General features: G+C 75.4%; 4 protein-coding genes. All 4 read left to right on the forward strand.

Features of this window, described 5'->3' with window-relative positions; all coding sequences use genetic code 11:
- The first annotated feature begins 17 nt into the window (after positions 1-17).
- Complete coding sequence (locus AB0412_RS31810; RefSeq protein ID WP_366406101.1) at positions 18-8,882, forward strand: alpha/beta fold hydrolase; 8,865 nt, start codon at positions 18-20, stop codon at positions 8,880-8,882.
- Positions 8,883-8,950: 68 nt separating this feature from the next.
- Positions 8,951-10,390, forward strand: coding sequence for a cytochrome P450 (locus tag AB0412_RS31815; RefSeq protein ID WP_366406061.1), 1,440 nt, complete (start codon positions 8,951-8,953; stop codon positions 10,388-10,390).
- Between the two features lie 28 nt (positions 10,391-10,418).
- Complete coding sequence (locus AB0412_RS31820; RefSeq protein ID WP_366406062.1) at positions 10,419-11,003, forward strand: DUF2867 domain-containing protein; 585 nt, start codon at positions 10,419-10,421, stop codon at positions 11,001-11,003.
- 198 nt (positions 11,004-11,201) lie between these two features.
- Positions 11,202-19,397, forward strand: a complete 8,196-nt coding sequence (locus AB0412_RS31825; protein ID WP_366406063.1) for a type I polyketide synthase — start codon at positions 11,202-11,204, stop codon at positions 19,395-19,397.
- The last annotated feature ends 24 nt before the right edge of the window (positions 19,398-19,421 follow it).

Below are 19,421 nucleotides of genomic sequence, written 5' to 3' on the forward strand. Positions count from 1 at the left end.
CGGATCTGCTGGCGGCCCTGGCTCCGGTGGAGCCCGTGTCGGGCAGTGTGCCGTTCTACTCGACCGTCACGGGCGGTTTCCTGGACACGGCGTCGATGGACGCCGGTTACTGGTACCGCAACCTGCGCGGGCAGGTCGGCTTCGAGCCGGCCATCCGCGCCCTCGTCGACCACGGCGCGGGCTGCTTCCTGGAGATGTCCCCCCACCCCGTGCTCGCCCTGGCCGTCGAGGAGACCGTCGCCGCGCACGGCACCGATCATCGGATCGGCGTGGCCGGTTCCCTTCGCCGTGACGAGGGCGGTCTCGCCCGCTTCCTGCTGTCGCTGGGAGAGGCGTACGCGGCCGGGGTGAAGGTCGACTGGGACGCCTGCTTCGCCGGTACCGGCGCCCGGCGGGTCGACCTGCCCACCTACGCCTTCCAGCACAAGCACTACTGGCTGGACGCCACCGGCCTCGCCGACGCCTCCGCGGTCGGGCTCGGCGGTGTCGAGCACCCGGTCCTGGCCGCCGCCGTGCCGGTGGGCGACCGTGACGAATGGGTCGTCACCGGCCGTCTCTCCCACCAGAGCCAGCCCTGGACCCGCGACCACGCGCTGTTCGGCACGGTCACGCTGCCGGGTGCCGCGCTGGTGGAACTGGCGCTGTCGGCGGGCCGCCATGTCGGCTGCGAACTGCTCGAGGAGCTGACGCTCGACGCCCCGCTGGTCCTGGACGACGACACCGTACGGGTCCAGGTCACGCTCGGCCCGCCCGACGCCGACGGCCGGCGCGAGGTGGCGGTCTACTCGCGGCCTGAGCCGGGGCAGCAGCCGACCGACGCCGTACGCCATGCGAGCGGCCGGGTCGCCCCCGGCGCCCAGCCGTCCGCCGCCCCCGAGGCCCAGTGGCCGCCCGCCGACGCCGAGCCGGTGCCGGTCGACGCCCTGTACGCGGCGCTCGCCGAACTCGGCCTCGACTGCGGCGCGATGCTGCAGTGCGCGCAGTCCGCGTGGACGCTGGGCGGCGAGGTGTACGCGGAACTCACCCTGCCCGACGGCGTCGAACCCGGCGGCCACGCGCTGCATCCGGCGCTGCTGGAGTCCGCGCTGCACACCGTCCACCGGTCCGGCTCCGGCTCGGCGCCCTCGACGGAGTCCTGGTCGGGCGTACGGCTGTCGGGTGACAAGGTCTCCCAGGTGCGGGCCCGTCTCGTGCCGGCCGGTGAGGGAGCCTGGCGGCTCGACGCCTTCGACACCGACGGCACGACCGTGGCGCAGGTCGACCGGATCGTCGTACGGGCCGCCGACGCGGCCCGGTTCGGTCAGGTGCGCCGAGGACAGAACCCGCTGCTGCGCCCCGACTGGTCGCCGGTCACGCCGGGTGCGGCGGCGCCGGTGCGGACGGTCGCGCTCGGCGAGGTCGCCGGGGTGGCCGACCGCCAGGCCGGCCTGGAGGCGCTGGAGCGGGCCGTCGCGGAGGGGGCGCCGCCACCGCGGGCCGTCGTGACCGCGGTCGACACCCCGTCCGGGTCGACGCCGGCGGCGGTGCGGCAGGCCGCGGCGCGTGCCGTGTCCCTGGTCCGTGACTGGTCGGCCTGCCCGGTCTCGGACGACGCCACCCTCGTCGTGGTCACGCGAGCGGCGGTGGCGGTCGGTGACGAGGTGCCCGACGCCGCGCAGGCCGCCGTGTGGGGCGTGGTGCGCGCCGCTCAGGCCGAGCGTCCGGGCCGCTTGCTGCTGGTGGACGTGGACGCGGACGGCGGCGGCGAGCAGGACTGGGCCGCGCTGCTCGGCCTGGACGAGCCGCAACTCGCCGTGCGCGGGACACGGGTGCTGGTTCCCCGGCTGGTCCGTGCCTCCGGCCCGCCGGCGGACGGGCCGAAGCTGGACCCGGACGGCTCCGTGCTGGTCACCGGTGAGCTCGGCACCGTGTTCGCCGAGCATCTGGTCGCGCGGCACGGCGCCCGCCATGTCGTGGTGGCCGCCGCGCCGGACGCGGCCGACCGGCTCGCCGCCGACCTGGAGTTCCTCGGCGCGCGGGTGCGCGTCGTGCCCTGCGAGGTCAGCGAACGGGACCAGCTCGCCTCGCTTCTCGGTTCGCTGGAGCGCCCCCTGACCGCGGTCGTGCACGCCGCGGGAGTGTCCGACGCGGGACTGATCGAGAGCCTGGCCGACGGGCGGCTGGACGCGGTGCTGCGGGCGACCGTCGACACCGCCTGGCATCTGCACGAGCTGACCTTCGACGCGGAGCTGGCCGCGTTCGTGGTGTTCTCCTCCTTCGCGGGCCTCGTCGGCATCCCGGGCCAGGCGGCCGCCTCCGTCGCGGACACGGCCCTGGCGGCGCTGGCGCACGCCCGCCGCTCGGCCGGGCTGCCCGGCACCAGCCTCGCCTGGGGTTTCTGGGAGGAGGGCCCCGCCGGTGCCGCCCTCACCCCGGACGACCCGGCTCTCCTCGCGCAGACCGGGATCCTGCCCCTGCCCACCCAGCGGGGCCTGGAGCTGTTCGACCGCGGTGTCGCGGCGGGAGACCCGCTGCTCGCGCCCGTCGAGCTGGATCCGGCGGTCCTGCGCGAGCAGGCCAGGGCCGGACTGCTGCCCGCCGTCCTGCGGGGTCTCGTCCGCGTCCCCGCCCGGCGGGCCGCGGCCGGCGGCAGCCTCGCGCGACGACTGGCCGAGGTGCCGGAGGGCGAGCGGGAACGCGTCGTCCTCGAACTGGTCACCGCGCAGGCCGCGTCCGTGCTGGGCCACGACTCCGCCGACGCGGTGGACGGCGAACGCGCCTTCAAGGACCTCGGGTTCGACTCCGTCAGCGCCGTCGAACTGCGCAACCGGCTCTCCCGCAGCACCGGCGTGCCGCTGCCCGCCACCCTCGTGTTCGACCACCCCACACCGGTGGCCGTCGCGCGGCTGCTGCTCGCGCAGACCGACGGCACGCCCGACACCGCCCTCCCGGCCGCGCGGAACAGGCGCGGCCCGGTGGACGAGCCGCTGGCCATCGTCGGCATCGGATGCCGCTACCCCGGCGGCGTCACCTCCGCCGACGACCTGTGGCAGCTCGTCGCCGAGGGCCGCGACGTGATCGGCCCGCTGCCCACCGACCGCGGCTGGGACCTGGAGCGCCTGTACAGCCCGGACCGGGACAAGCCCGGCACCACCTACGCCCGCGGCGGCGGCTTCGTCAGCGGCATGGGCGACTTCGACGCCGAGTTCTTCGGCATCAGCCCCCGCGAGGCCACGGCCATGGACCCGCAGCAGCGGCTGCTGCTGGAGACCTCCTGGGAGACCCTGGAGCACGCCGGGATCGACCCGACGTCCCTGCGCGGCAGCGACACCGGCGTCTTCGTCGGCATCACCGGCTCCGACTACAGCCTCCTCGTGCCCACCGAGTACGAGGGCTACCGCGTCACCGGCACCATGTCCTCCGTCGCCTCCGGCCGGATCGCCTACACCCTCGGCCTGGAAGGCCCTGCCGTGTCGGTGGAGACGGCCTGCTCCTCCTCCGGAGTGGCCCTGCACCTGGCGGCGCAGGCCCTGCGCGGCGGCGAGTGCTCGCTCGCGCTGGCGGGCGGCGTGACCTTCATGTCCACACCGGTCACCATGACGGAGTTCAGCCGGCAGGGAGCCAACTCCCCCGACGGCCGCTGCCGCGCCTACGCGGCCTCCGCCGACGGCACCGGCTTCTCCGACGGTCTCGGCCTGGTGGTCCTGGAACGCCTGTCGGACGCCCGCCGCAACGGGCGGCGGATCCTCGGGCTGATCCGCGGCAGCGCGATCAACCAGGACGGTGCGAGCAACGGCCTGACCGCGCCCAGCGGTCCCGCACAGGAGCGGGTGATCCGGCAGGCGCTCGCCGACGCCGGGCTGTCCCCGGCCGAGGTGGACGCGGTCGAGGGCCACGGGACCGGTACGAAGCTGGGTGACCCGATCGAGGCGCAGGCGCTGCTGGCGACGTACGGCCGGGAGCGGGACGGCGATCCGCTGTGGCTGGGATCGATCAAGTCCAACATCGGCCACACCTCCGGGGCCGCCGGGGTGGCCGGTGTGATCAAGATGGTGATGGCGATGCGGCACGGGACGCTGCCGCGGACCCTGCACGTGGACGCCCCGTCCCCGCACATCGACTGGGAGTCGGGCGAGGTGGAGCTGCTCACCGAGCCCAGGGAGTGGACCGGCCGCGGCCGGCCCCGCCGCGCCGGGGTGTCGTCGTTCGGCGTGAGCGGCACCAACGCCCACATCATCGTGGAGGAGGCACCCGCCGAGGCACCGGCCGAGGAAGGACGGGCCGTGCCGGCGCTCCCCGCGACCCCGGTGCTGCTGTCCGCCCGCACCGAGGCGGCCGTACGCGCCCAGGCCGAGCGGCTGCGCCGGCATCTGCTGGACCACCCCGGCCTCGCGCTGCCCGACCTCGCCTACTCCCAGCTCACCACGCGGGCCCGGCTGGAGCACCACGCGGTCCTGGTGGCCGCCGACCGGGACGAACTGGCCGCCGAACTGGCCGCGTTCGCCGTCGGCGACGTCACCGAGCACACCGCCTCGGGCCGCCCGCCCGCCACCGCCGCCCGGCCGGTGTTCGTGTTCCCCGGCCAGGGCGCCCAGTGGGAGGGCATGGCGGTCGAACTGCTCGACACCTCCGAGGTGTTCGCGGCGGAGATCGCCGCGTGCGGCGAGGCACTGGCGGAGTTCGTCGACTGGAGCCTGGAGGACGTCCTGCGCTCCGCCCCCGGCGCGCCCACGCTGGACCGCGTCGACGTGGTGCAGCCCGCCCTGTTCGCGGTGATGGTGAGCCTGGCCGCTGTGTGGCGGTCGTACGGCGTGGAGCCGTCGGCGGTCGTCGGTCACTCGCAGGGCGAGGTCGCCGCCGCGTACGTGGCCGGGGGACTGTCGCTGCGGGACGCCGCCCGGATCATCGCCGTACGCAGCAGGATCGCCCGCGACCGGCTCATGGGCACCGGCTGTCTGGCGTCGCTCTCCCTGCCCCTGGAGCGGGTCGAGGAACTGATCGCCCCCTACGGGGACCGCGTGTCCGTGGCGGCCGTCAACGGACCGGCGGCGGTCGTCGTCGCCGGTGACCTCGACGCGGTCGACGCGCTGATGGAGACGTGCGAACGCCAGGAGATCCGGGCCAAGCGGGTTCCGGCCACCTTCGCCTCGCACTCCCCACACGTCGAAGTGGCCCGCACCGAGCTGCTCCAGGCGCTGGCACCGGTCGAACCGCGCAGCGGCAGCGTCCCCCTGTACTCCACGGCCGTCGGCGCCTACGTCGACACCGCGGACATGGACGCCGCCTACTGGTACGGCAACCTGCGCAACCCGGTCGGCTTCGAGCCCGCGATCCGCGCACTGGTCGCCGACGGCACGGGCTGCTTCCTGGAGATGTCCCCGCACCCGGTGCTGGGCGTGGCGACGGAGGAGACCGTCGCCGCCACCGGCGCCGGCCGGATCGGCGTGGTCGGCTCACTGCACCGCCGGCAGGGCGGCATGAAGCGGTTCCTGCTGTCCCTCGCCGAGGCCCACCTCGCCGGGGTGAGGGTCGACTGGGCCGCGTGCTTCACCGGCACCGGCGCCCGGCAGGTGCCGCTGCCCGTCTACGCGTTCCAGCGCAAGCGGTACTGGCCGGAAGCCCGCCCCGCCGCGGGCGACCCGGCCGCCTCCGGGCTCGGGCGCGTCGACCACCCGGTCCTCACGGCGGGCATGCGGCTCGCCGACCGGGACGAATGGGTCCTCACCGGCCGGCTCTCCCACGACGCCCAGCCCTGGCTCCGCGACCACGCCGCCTTCGGGCTGCCCGTCACCCCCAGCACCACGCTCGTCGAGCTGGCCCTGGCCGCCGGGCGCGACCTCGGAACGCCGCTGCTGGAGGAGATGATGTTCGAGGCGCCGCTGCTGGTGCCCGACGGCGCGGCCCTGCAGATCCAGGCGATCGTCGGCGCCCCGGGACCGGACGGCAGCCGCACGGTGACCGTCCACTCGCGTCCGGACGGCGACCAGACGGCCGAGTCCACCCGCCACTGCACGGGCCGGCTCACCCCGGACACCGAGCCCGCGGCGGCACCGGCGGGCCCGTGGCCGCCCGCCGGCGCCGAACCGGTCCCGGTGGACGGGCTGTACGCCACCCTGGCCGGCCTCGGCCTCGACTGCGGCCCCGCGCTGCACGGCATACGGGCGGCCTGGCGCTCCGGCACCGAGGTGTACGCCGAACTCGCGCCGCCCGAGGACATCGGCGCGGCGGACTACGGCATCCACCCGGCCCTCTTCGAATCCGCCCTGCATCTCGGGCAGCTGGGCTTCACCGACCAGGGCTCGCCGAAGCTGCCGGTCTCCTGGTCCGGGGTGCGCCTGTCCGCGACCGGCGCCGCACGGGGCCGCGCCCGGGTCGCCCTGGACGGCGACACCCTGCGCCTGGACGTCTACGGCGAGGACGGCACCCCCGTGCTCGGCGTGGACCGGGTCGCCTTCCGCGCGGCCGATCCGGCCCACCTCGAGGAGCTGCGCCGCGCTCAGAGCGCGCTGCACCGCCTCGACTGGGAGCCGGTACCGGCCCGCACGGCCGCACCCGTCCGGCTGGCCGCGCTGGACGGGGCCACCGCGACGGCCGCGGACCGGTACGCCGATCTGGCCGGCCTCGAACGGGCCGTGGCGGACGGTGCCGCGACCCCGCAGGCCGTGCTCACCGAGATCGACACACCCCCCGGTCAGGACCCGGCGGCCGTGCGCGCCGCGACCGAGCGGGCCGTGGGACTCGTACGGACCTGGACGGAAGGCGCGCTGTCCGCCGACGCCGTGCTGATCGTGGCGACGCGCCGCGCCGTGGCCGTACGGGACGGGGAGACACCCGACCCGGCGCAGGCGGCGGTGTGGGGCGCCCTGCGGGCCGCGCAGGGCGAACACCCGGGCCGCTTCCTCGTCGTGGACCTGGACGGAGAAGCGGAGCCCGAGTGGGGGTCACTGCTCGGACTGGACGAGCCGCAGCTGGCCCTGCGCGCCGGCCAGGTCCTGGCACCACGGCTCGCCCTGGTCCCCGTGGGCGGCACCGACCGGCCGGCGGTCCTGCGCGACGCCGGCGGGACGGTTCTGATCACGGGCGGTACGACCGCGCGGGGCGCGGTGTTCGCCCGGCATCTGGCCGCCCGTCACGGGGTGCGCGACCTCCTGCTGCTCGGTGAGCCCGGCCCGGCGACGGACGGCCTGGTCGCCGAACTCGCCCGCCTCGGTGCGCGGGTCCGCGTCGAATCGCCCGACCTCGACCGGCTCGCCGCGCCGGCCGGCTCGCAGGACCGGCCGCTCACCGCGGTCGTCCACACCGACGCCGGGCCGGAGGGCCTGGAACTGGCCTGGCGCCTGCATGAGTCGACGCAGTCGGCCGACCTGTCCGCCTTCGTGGTGTGCACCTCCTACGCACCGCTCGCCTCCCTCGGCGGGCGGACCGAGGACGCGGCCACGGACGCGGCCCTGGAAGCACTGATCCGGGCCCGCCGAGCCGCCGGACACCCCGGCACCGTACTGGCCTGGGGCCCGTGGAATGCCGACGCGACGCCCACGGGGCTGACGGACGCCGTCCCCGCCGCGCCGGCTGACGCCGTGCCGAGCGGGACCACCGGCCTGACGGACGAGCGCGCGCTGGAGCTGTTCGACCAGGCCCTCACCGCCGACGCCGCGCTGCTCGCGCCCGTCCTGCTGGACCCCGCGGCCCTGCGGACGCAGGCCCGGGAACGGACCCTGCCGGCGCTGCTGCGCGGCCTGGTGCGGCTGCCCGCCGAGCGCGAGGCGGGCGGGGGATCGCTCGCCCAGCGGCTGGCCGCCGTCTCCGACGCGGACCGCGAGCGGGTCGTGCTGGAGCTGGTCGAGACGCATGTCGCGGCCGTGCTCGGCCACACGGACGGCGAACGCATCGACGCCGAGCGCCGGTTGAAGGAACTCGGCATGGACTCGATGAGCGCGGTCGGGCTGCGCAACCGGCTCTCCCAGGCCACCGGCCTGCGGCTGCCCGTCTCGTTCGTCTTCGAGCACCCCACCCCGGCGGAGATCGCCCGGCAGCTGCTCAAGCTGGCCGGCTCGGGCACGCCGGACGCGGGGGCGCCGGAGCCCGCCACGGAGACCATCGGCGCGCGGCTGCGGCAGGCCGCCGGGGACGGCACCATGCCCGAGGCGCTGCGGCAGCTGATGGACACCGCGGCGGACCGGCCGGTCTTCGCCTCGGCCGCCGAACTCCCCGGCACCGAGGGGCACATCGCGCAACTCGCCTCCGGGCCCGGCCGGGTGAAGGTCGTCTGCGTGCCGTCCTACGTGTACGTGGTCGGCTCCGGTCAGGAGCAGTTCCTGCGGCTGGCCGACCGCTTCGAGGGAGTGCGGGACGTCCACGTCTGCTCCCTGCCGGGATTCGGCACCGAACTGGCGCCCCGGTCACGGGAGGTCGCCCTGGAACTGCTCCAGGACGCGATCCGGGCCGCCGTCGGTGACGCGCCGTTCGTGCTGGTCGGCTACTCCATGGGCGGTGCCGTGGCGCGTGCGCTGGCCGAACGCCTCGAGTCCTCCGGGGCCGCGCTCGCCGGCGTCGCCATGATCGACACACCGGCGTTCGACGACGACGAGGAGCGGGCGAGCCGCGCCTTCGCCGCCATGCTGGCGGGGATCCTCGCCCGGGAGCGGCGCGACATCACCGTCGACGACGCGAGCTGGCTGTCCATGGGCTCCTACCTGCGCCTGTTCGCCGGCCGGCGGCCCGGACCCGTCACCGCCAGGACCCTGATGATCCGGGCGGCCGAACCCCTCGACGGCACCGGTGGCGACGGCCCGCGCCGGGAGGACACCGACACCCACGCCGACGTCGCCGCCGACCACTTCGCCCTGATCGAGAGCGCCGCCGCGGACACCGCGGACGCCATCGAACGGTGGATCGGCTCATGAGCACACACCGTCCCGTCCCACCCCAGCACGTGACCCCAGCGGCAACGACACGAGGAAGCAAGGAAGACATGGATCACTCCAGCAAGGCCCACGACGCGGCGGGCACGTCCGGCGGCTGCCCGATCGACCACTCCTCGGCGGCGCCGCGGGAGGTCGTCCCCTCCACCGCGCTGCCCGCCGTGGACATGCCCCGGCTGAAGCAGGTGCTCAGCATCTGGGCCCGCCCGGAGCCGTACCTGAAGAAGTGCCGCGCCACCTACGGCAGCCGGTTCCGCGTGACGATCATCCCCGGGGTGCCGCTGTACGTGATATCGGCACCGGAGGACGTCAAGCAGATGTTCCTCGCGCCCCGCGACGTCCTGCACACCGGCTCCAGCAACACCCCGATCGAGAAGTGGACCGGTCAGAACGGGCTCGCCTGGCTGGACGAGGAGGAGCACACCGCCCGGCGGCGGAGCGTCATGCCGAGCTTCCGGGGCGACGCGCTCAAGCGGGTGCAGCAGGAGGTCGTGCGGCTGGCCAAGGAGGAGGTCGCCTCCTGGCCGCGCGAGCGGGCCGTGTCCGTCCACCCCTTCGCCCACCGCTACACCACCAAGGTGATCCTCGAGGTCCTCTTCGGCGAGCACCGCCCCGCCTGCGAGGACGAGATGTTCCGGGAGGTGATGAAGATGCTGGAGTTCAACTCCCGCCCGGCGACGATGCGGCCCTTCCACCTCCTGCCCGCCTGGAAGATGACGTGGATGCGGCTGTTCCGGCCCAACGGCGTCCACGACTTCCTCACCCGCCGGGAGCGGGTGCGCGCGATGGTGAACGAGGCCATCGACGAGCGCGCACGCTCCGGCGCGCCCGGGGACGACCTGCTGGGCGTGATGCTGGGCATCAGGAACGAGGACGGCTCCACCCCGACCCGGGAGGAGATGCGCGACGAGATCATGACCCAGTTCCTGGCCGGCACCGAGACCACCGCCTCGGCGATCTGCTGGGCGCTGGAGTTCCTCACCCGGCACCCGCACGTGGTCGAGCGGCTGCGCGCGGAGATCGAGGAGGGCGCAGGCGACACGTATCTGACGGCGGTGGTGCACGAGGTGCTGCGGCTCGCCCCGCCGATCCAGCAGATCGTCCCGCGCGAGGTGGTCAAGCCGGTCGAGATCGGCGGCGTGCGCTACCAGCCCGGCGACCGGCTGTGGGCCAGCGCCTACCTGCTCAACCGGGACGAGCACAACTACCCGGAGCCGGACGAGTTCCGGCCGGAGCGCTTCCTCGGCGTCAAGCCCGCCTCGCACACCTGGATCCCGTTCGGCGGTGGCCACACCCGCTGCCTCGGCGACCGGGTCGCGCTGATGGAGCTGAAGGCCACGCTCACCGAGATCCTGACGACCTGTGACGTCGAACGCGTCGACGCCGCACCGGAGTCCGCGCACAGCCGCACCGTCGTCAACATCCCGCGCAACGGTGCCCGCATGGTGTTCCGCCCGCGCAAGGTGAGGGCCGAGGCGGCCACCGCCTGAGGCGGCCCGGCAGCGAAGGGGAAGGCGCATGAGACTGCCGAACACCGCGTTCACCGAGCGGCCGTGGCGGATCCACGAGTTCACCGGGGACTTCGAGGTCGAGGACGTCTGGGACCTGGACACCCCGGGCGGCCCCGACGATCTCGCCCTGCTCGTCGAGCAGTTCGGCGGCGACGGCTCCGGCTTCCACCCGTCGTTCATGTACCGGCTGCTGTTCGCGATCCGGTGGAAGCTCGGCGCGCTGCTGAAGTGGGACATGGAGGAGCACGGCCTGAGCGAGCGCGACCCCTCGCTGCGGGAGCGGCTGCCGGCCGACCTGCGGGAGGGGCCGCGCGGCCCGGATCTGACCGTGGTGCCGATGACGTCGGTCTACCGGACCCGCGACGAGTGGGCGACCGAGGTCGTCAACAAGACCGTGCACGCGGTGATGCACATCGGCTGGGTGCACGACGGCGGCGGCAGGCACCACGCCCAGATGGCCGTCCTGGTCAGGAAGAAGGGCCTGCTGGGCAAGGTGTACATGCCGTTGATCCTGCCCTTCCGGCGCGTCTTCGTGACGCCGAACCTGGTCAGCACGGTCGGCCGCGCCTGGCGGACCCGCACGACCCCCTGACCCGCGCATCCACTCCGCCGCCCGTACCCCCGCACCACCCCCCGGACCGGCCCGGCCCGGCGCCTCCCCCAGCGCCGGGCCGGGCCGCCCTGCGTCCCGGAGCACCGGCGAGGAAAAGCGCCGCGAAATGTATCCACGGGCGCCGTCCACGGATCGTGCAGGGCAGCCAAGCGGTAGAGAGGGCGGAGCTCCATGGGCGTGAACGAGTTCGGGGAAGGGCTCACCGGGGTGGATCAGAATGCCGTCGCGGTCATCGGGATGGCGTGCCGGGTGCCCGGCGCGCAGGACATCCCCTCCTTCTGGCGGCTGTTGAAGGAGGGCGAGGACGCGGTCGCGGACGCGCCCGCCGACCGGTGGCCCACGGACATCGCCGAACTGGCGGCCCACCCGCGGGGCGGCTTCGTCGACGGCGTCGCCGACTTCGACGCGGGCTTCTTCGGCATCTCCCCGAGGGAAGCGGCGGTGACGGACCCGCGCCAGCGCATGGTCCTCGAACTGAGCTGGGAGGCCCTGGAGGACGCCTGTGTGCCGCCGGAGACCCTGCGCGGCAGCGCCACCGCCGTGTTCCTGGGCGCCACCGGCGACGACTACGCCTCCCTGGTGCACCGGCACGGCGGGGACGCGCTGTCCCACCACTCCGTCGCCGGACTGAGCCGCGGACTGATCGCCAACCGGGTCTCGCACCAACTCGGCCTGCACGGGCCGAGCCTGACCGTGGACACCGCGCAGTCGTCCTCGCTCGTCGCCGTGCACATGGCCTGCCAGGCCCTGCGCTCGGGCACCGCGCACACCGCGCTGGCCGGCGGGGTCCACCTCAACCTCGTCCCGGAGAGCACCATCGCGTTCGCCCGCGCCGGGGCGCTGTCGCCGGACTGCCGCAGCCACACCTTCGACGCCCGCGCCAACGGCTTCGTCCGCGGCGAGGGCGCCGGCGTGGTCGTCCTCAAGCGCCTCGCCGACGCCCTCGCCGACGGCGACCCGGTCCACTGCGTGCTGCTCGGCGGCGCCGTCAACCACGACGGCCCCGGCGCGCTGACCGTCCCCAACGCCGAGGCGCAGAGCGCGCTGCTGAGCGCGGCCTGCCGCGACGCCGGCGTGGCCCCCGCCGACGTGCGGTACGTCGAGCTGCACGGCACCGGCACGCGGGCGGGCGACCCCGTCGAGGCGCGCGCCCTGGCCGAGGTCTACGGCGAGGACCGCGACGCCGGCCGGCCGCTGCTGGTCGGCTCCGTGAAGACCAACATCGGCCACCTCGACGCGGCCGCAGGCGTGGTCGGTCTGATCAAGGTCGCCCTGTCGCTGCGGCACGGTCTGCTGCCCGCCAGCCTCAACTACGAGACGCCGAACCCCGAGATCCCGCTCGACGAGTGGAAGCTGCGGGTCAACGCCGCCCCCGCGCCATGGCCCGACGGCACCCGGCTGGCCGGCGTCAGCTCCTTCGGCATCGGCGGCGCCAACTGCCACCTCGTGGTCGCCGGCGCCGAGCCGCGACCGGAACCGAAGCCTCTGCCGGACACGCAGCAGGCGCCCGGCCTGCCCGCCCCGGTGACCCTGTCCGCCCGCACCCCCGAGGCGCTGCGCGCCCAGGCCCGCAGGCTGCACGACCGGGTGCGCGACGACGCCGGCCTCACCCCCGCGGACGTCGGCCACTCGACCGCGACCACCCGCTCCCCGATGAGGAGCCGCGGCGTCGTCCTCGCCGACGGCCGCGCCGACCTGCTCGAGGGCCTCACCGCACTCGCGGAGGGCCGCCCGGCGCCGCGCGTGGTCACCGGCACCGCAGCCGAGGGCGGCCGCGTGGTGTGGGTGTTCTCCGGACAGGGCGCCCACTGGACCGGCATGGGCCGCGAACTGTGGGACACCGACGCGGTGTTCGCCGCCCGCATGGACGAGTGCGAGGAACTGCTGCGGCAGCATGCCGGCTGGTCGCTGCGGGAGGTGCTCGGCGACGAGGACGCGCTGAAGCGGATGGACGTCGTCCAGCCCGCGCTGTTCGCGGTGATGGTCTCGCTCGCCGAGGTGTGGCGGGCCGCCGGCCTGCGACCCGACGCGGTCATCGGCCACTCCCAGGGCGAGATCGCCGCCGCGACCGCCGCGGGCATCCTCTCCCTGGCCGACGGCGTACGGCTGATCGTCGCCCGCGCCCGGATCATCACCGAGAAACTGTCCGGGCGGGGCCTGATGGCCGTCCTGGACCTGCCCGCCGACCAGGTCGACACCTCCCGCGTCTCGATCGCGGCCGTGAACTCGCCCGGGACGGTGGTCATCTCGGGCGACCCCGACGCCGTCCGCGCCGCCGTCGCCGACTGCCAGGCCCGCGACCTGCGCGCCAGGATCGTCCCCGTCGACTACGCCTCCCACAGCCACCACGTGGAGTCGATCCGCGAGGAGGTGCTGCGGGGCGTCGCGGGCGCCGCGACCACCGACACCGGTGTCGCGTTCTACTCCACCGTCGCCGCCGGACGACTCGACCCGGACGCCCTGGACGCCGAGTACTGGTACCGGAACCTGCGTGAGCCGGTGCGCTTCGCCGACACCGTCGAGGCGCTCGCCGCCGACGGTCACGGCGTGTTCGTGGAGGTCAGCCCGCACCCGGTGCTGGCCATGCACATCGCCGCCACCGTCGGCTCCGCCGTCGTCCAGTCCACGCTGCGCCGCAACCAGGACGAGACGCAGCGCCTGCTGACGTCCATGGCCGAGCTGTACTGCCGGGGCGTCGACCTCGACTGGCGGGGCCGCTTCCCCGGCGCCCGGCGGGTGCCGCTGCCGACGTACGCCTTCCAGCGCGAGACCTACTGGGTGGACGGTGCCACCGCCGCGGCCCCTCTCGCCCGGCAGCCGGTCCCCGCGACCGCACCCGAGGCCGGCTCGCCCGGCACCGCCGCCACCCTGTCCGAGCAGGACCTGTGGACCCTGGTGCGCGGCGAGGCGGCCGTGCTGCTCGGCCACGCCGACACCGGCCGCATCGACGCCGACAGCACGTTCAAGGAGCTCGGCTTCGACTCCGTGACGGCGGTGCAGCTGCGCGACCGGCTCAACGCCGCGACCGGCCTGGAGCTGCCCGCCTCGCTGGCCTACGACCACCCCACCCCCGCCGCCGTCGTACGGCATCTGGGGGAGCGGACCACCGGGACCGGGCAGGACCCGGCCGGGACGGCGGCCGTCGCCGCCGCCATGGACGAGCCCATCGCCGTCGTCGGCATGAGCTGCCGGCTGCCCGGCGGCGTCGCCGGCCCCGAGGACCTGTGGCGCCTGGTCGCCGACGGCACCGACGCCATCACCGGCTTCCCCGAGGACCGCGGCTGGCGGATCGACCCGGACGCGGACTTCACACCCGCCGGCGGATTCCTGGACGGCGCGGCGGACTTCGACGCCGGCTTCTTCCGGATCAGCCCGCGCGAGGCACTCGCCATGGACCCGCAGCAGCGGCTCGCCCTGGAGGCCGTGTGGGAGGCGCTGGAGCACGCGGGACAGGACCCGGCCGAGCTGCGCCGCACCGGCACCGCGGTGTTCCTGGGCGCCATGGCCCAGGACTATCTGCCGCCCCTTCAGGACGTGTCCGGCAACCTCGCCGGCCACGCCCTGACCGGCGGCTCCGGCAGCGTGGTGTCCGGCCGGATCGCCTACGCGCTCGGCCTGGAGGGGCCGGCCGTCACCGTCGACACCGCCTGCTCGTCCTCCCTGGTGGCCGTGCACCTCGCGGCCCAGTCGCTGCGCTCCGGGGACTGCACGCTCGCCCTCGCGGGCGGCGTCACCGTGATGTCGACCCCCGGCATGTTCGTGGAGTTCGCCCGGCAGGGCGGCCTGGCCGCCGACGGCCGCTGCAAGGCGTTCTCCGACGACGCCGACGGCACCGGCTGGTCCGAGGGCGTCGGCGTGCTGGTCCTGCAACGGCTGTCCGACGCGCGCCGCGAGGGACGCCGGGTCCTCGCCGTGCTGCGCGGCAGCGCCGTCAACCAGGACGGCGAGAGCAACGGCCTCACCGCGCCCAACGGCCCCTCCCAGGAACGGGTGATCCGCCAGGCCCTCGCCTCCGCCGGGCTGTCCCCGGCCGAGGTCGACGCGGTGGAGGCGCACGGCACCGGCACCGGCCTCGGCGACCCGATCGAGGCCCAGGCCCTGCTGTCCGTGTACGGCGGCGGCCGTGAGGAACCGCTCTGGCTGGGCTCCCTGAAGTCCAACATCGGGCACACGCAGGCCGCCGCGGGCGTCGCCGGCGTCATCAAGATGATCATGGCGATGCGTGCGGGCGTCCTGCCCAGGACCCTGCACGCCGAGCGGCCCACCAGCCGCGTCGACTGGTCCGCCGGGGCCGTACGGCTGCTGGCCGAACCGCGCGACTGGCCGCGGGCGGACCGGCCCCGGCGCGCCGGTGTGTCCTCCTTCGGCATCAGCGGCACCAACGCCCACGTGATCATCGAGCAGGGCGACCCCGTCGAGCCCGCCGCACCCGCCGCCGCGCCGCCGCCCCGGGGCGCGACCGTCTGGCCGGTTTCCGCGCACAGCGCCAAGGCCCTCGCCGGACAGGCCCGCAAGCTGGCCGCCGCGCTCACCGCGGACCCCGCCCGCGAGCCGGGCGACGTGGCGCTCTCCCTGGTCACCCGGCGCACGGCCCTCGACCACCGCGCCGTCGTCGTCGGGCCGGACCGCGACGCCCTGCTCGCCGGACTCCACGCCCTCGCCGAGGGCCGCCGCGAGTCCCGGGTGATCACCGGTCACGCCTCGGCGGCACCCGGCGTGGGCTTCCTCTTCTCCGGACAGGGCAGCCAGCGTCTGGGCATGAGCCGCGAACTGCGCGAGACCTTCCCGGTGTTCGCCGACGCCTGGCGCGAGGTCTGCGCCGCGCTCGACCCGCTGCTGGACCGGCCCCTGGACGAGGTCGTCGCCGCCGAGCCGGGGTCCCCGGCCGCCGCGCTCCTCGACGAGACGGCGATGACCCAGCCCGCGCTGTTCGCCTTCGAGGTGGCCGCCCACCGGCTGCTGACCTCGCTCGGCGTCCAGCCCACGGTGCTCGTCGGGCACTCCGTCGGCGAACTGGCCGCCGCGCACGTGGCGGGCGTGCTGTCGCTGCCCGACGCGGCCCGGCTGGTCGCCGCCCGCGGACGCCTGATGGGGGCGCTGCCGCGCGGCGGCGCCATGGTGGCCGTCCAGGCGGGCGAGGAGGAGGTCCGGGCCGCCCTCGCCGGCCACGAGGACACCGTGGCCGTCGCCGCCGTGAACGGCCCCGCCGCCGTAGTCGTCTCCGGTGCCGAGGAGGCCGTCACCGAGATCGCCGCGACCCTCGCCGCCGAAGGACGCAAGACGACCCGGCTGCGGGTCTCGCACGCCTTCCACTCGCCGCTGATGGACCCCATGCTCGACGAGTTCCGGCGCGTCGCCGAGACCGTCACCTACGCCCCCGCACGCCTCGCGGTCGTCTCCAACGTCACCGGAGCCCTCGCCGCCCCCGGCGAACTGGAGCAGCCCGAGTACTGGGTGCGTCACGTGCGGGAGGCGGTGCGCTTCGCCGACGGGGTCGCCGCCGCCGTCAAGGCCGGCGCCGAGGCCCTGGTCGAGACCGGCCCCGACGGTGTCCTGTCCGCCATGGCCGCCGACACCCTCGACGGCACCGGCGTCACGGCCACCCCGCTGGCCCGCAAGGGCCGTTCCGAGACCCTGTCGGCGGCCGAGGCCCTCGCCCGCCTCCACGTCGCGGGCGTCCCCGTCGACTGGCGGGCCTACCTGGACGCCGCCGGCGTCACCGGCACGCCCGTCGACCTGCCCACCTACGCCTTCGACCACCAGCGCTACTGGGCCGTGCAGGACAGGCCGCGCGGCGACGTCACGGGCGCCGGCCTGGAACCGGTCGGGCATCCCTTCCTGTCCGCCGCCACCGAGGTGGCCGTCGGCGACCAGACGGTGTTCAGCGGACGCGTCGACCCGGCCGCCGAGACGTGGCTGACCGACCACGCCGTCCTCGGCCACGCCGTGTTCCCCGGCGCGGCCCTGGTCGACCTGGCGCTCAGGGCCGCCCGGGACACCGGCTGCCGCGCCGTCGAGGAACTGACCCTCCACGCACCGCTCACCTTCGCCGAGGGCCCGGTGCGCATCCAGGTCGTCGTCGGCGAGGCGGAGCCGTCCGGCCGGCGCCCCGTCGGTGTGTACGCGCGGCCCGCCTCCCACACCTCCGGCGCCTGGACCCGGCACGCCACCGGACACGCCGTCCCGCGGGCGGCCGCCCGCAGCACCGCCACGGACCTGTGGCTGCCCCAGCACGCCGTCGCCGTGGACGTTCCCGCCTTCTACACCCGGCTCGCCGACCGCGGCTACGCGTACGGCCCCGCCTTCCAGGGACTGCGCGCGCTGTGGCGGCTCGGCGACGACGAGGTCCGCGCCGAGGTCGAACTGCCGGCACGCGTGCCGCACGCCAGGTCCGGCTTCACCGTGCACCCCGCCCTCCTCGACGCCGCCCTGCACCCGGCGCTGTCCCTGATGACAGCGGACGACGCCTCACAGGCGCTGCTGCCCTACTCCTGGTCGTCGGTGACCTGCCACGCGCCCGCCACCGGACGCCTGCGGGTCCGCGCCACCCGGATCAGCGCCACCGAGGTGTCGGTGACCGTCACGGACCTCGACGGCGACCCCGTGCTCACCGTGGAGTCGCTCGCCTTCATGCCGGCCTCGGCGGACCGGCTCTCCCGGGGCTCCCTGGCCGACCGGCTGTTCGCCGTGCGCTGGTCCCCGCTGGAGCCGGGCCCCGGACACCCCGGCGGACCGGCCGACCTCGTCCGCATCGAGGCGGACGGCCACGGCGACGCGCCCGCGTCGGCGCGGGCCGCCGCCCACGAGGCGCTGGAGCTGGTGCAGCGGCGGCTGGACGACCACCACGACCGCCCGCTGGTCGTCGTGACCCGCAACGCCGTCGCGGCCCTTCCCGGCGAGACGCCCGACCTGGCCCTCGCCCCCGTGTGGGGGCTGGTGCGCGCCGCGCAGATCGAGCACGACGGCCAGTTCGTGCTCGTGGACACCGACGGCACCGACGCCTCGCAGCGCGCGCTGGAGACCCTGGACCCGCGCCTGCCCGAGCTGGCGATCCGTCAGGGCCGCGTCCACGCCCCACGCCTTGACCCGGTGCCCGAGACGTCCGGTGCCCGGCCGCCGGCCTTCGACCCGGACGGCACGGTCCTGCTGACCGGCGCGACCGGCGGACTGGGCGCGCTGCTCGCCCGGCACCTCGTCGTCGAGCACGGGGTGCGCAACCTGCTGCTGCTCAGCCGCTCCGGCGCCGCCGAGGTGGCCGCCGAACTGACCGCCCTGGGCGCCCGCGTCACCCAGGCCGCCTGTGACGTGTCCGACGCGGCGGCGCTGGCGGAGCAGCTCGCGCGAATCCCGGAGGACGCCCCGCTCACCGCGGTCGTACACCTGGCCGGCGTGCTCGACGACACCACCGTGGAGCTGATGACCCCGGACCGGATCGACCGTGTCCTCGCGCCCAAGGCCGACGCGGCCTGGCATCTGCACGAGCTCACCACCGACCTGGAGCTGTCGGCCTTCGTGCTGTTCTCCTCCGTGGTCGGCGCGGTCGGCAACGCGGGCCAGGCCAACTACGCGGCCGCCAACGCCTTCCTCAACGCCCTCGCCGAGCACCGCGCCCGGGCCGGACTGCCCGCGCTGGCGCTGGCCTGGGGCCCGTGGGAGACCGGCATGGCGAGCACGCTCGGCGCGGCCGACCTGGCGCGCTTCCGCCGCCACGGCATGGTCCCGCTGTCGGCCGAGCGCGGTCTCGCCCTGTTCGACGCGGCACTCACCGCGGACGAGACCCTCCAGCTTCCCGTGGAGATCGACCGGGGAGCCCTGGAACAGGACACGGTCCCCGCGCTGCTGCACACCCTGGTCCGCCCGGCTCCCGCCGCCGCCCCCGCCGAGGCGCCGCCCGCCGACGCCGACGGCACGCCGCCCATGGCCCGCAGGCTGGCCGGCCTGCCGGAGGAGGAACAGCGCGAGGAACTGGTGACGCTGCTGCTGGACACCGCCGCCAGCGTGCTGGGTTACGCGTCCGCCGACGACATCGACGCCGACATGACGTTCCAGGAGATCGGTTTCGACTCTCTCAGCGGCGTGGAGTTCCGCAACCAGGTCAAGCAGGACACCGGCGTCCACGTCCCCGCGACGGTGATCTACAACTACCCGACGCCCGCCGCGCTCGCCGAGCGCGTGCGCGACCTGCTGTTCCCCGGCCCGGAGGCGGCCGACGGGGCAGGCGAACCCGGCACCGCGGACAACGCCGACGCGCCTGACCGGATGAGCCGGACCGACGGGATCGGCGGGATCGGCGGGGTCGATGAGATCGACGACCTCGACGAGATCGACGACCTGGACATCGAAGCCCTCGTGCAGCGGGCGACCTCCGAATGACGACGTCCGCATCCCCGAGTGCCG

The sequence above is a fragment of the Streptomyces sp. NPDC052012 genome (genome assembly GCF_040689265.1).
GTDB lineage: Bacteria > Actinomycetota > Actinomycetes > Streptomycetales > Streptomycetaceae > Streptomyces.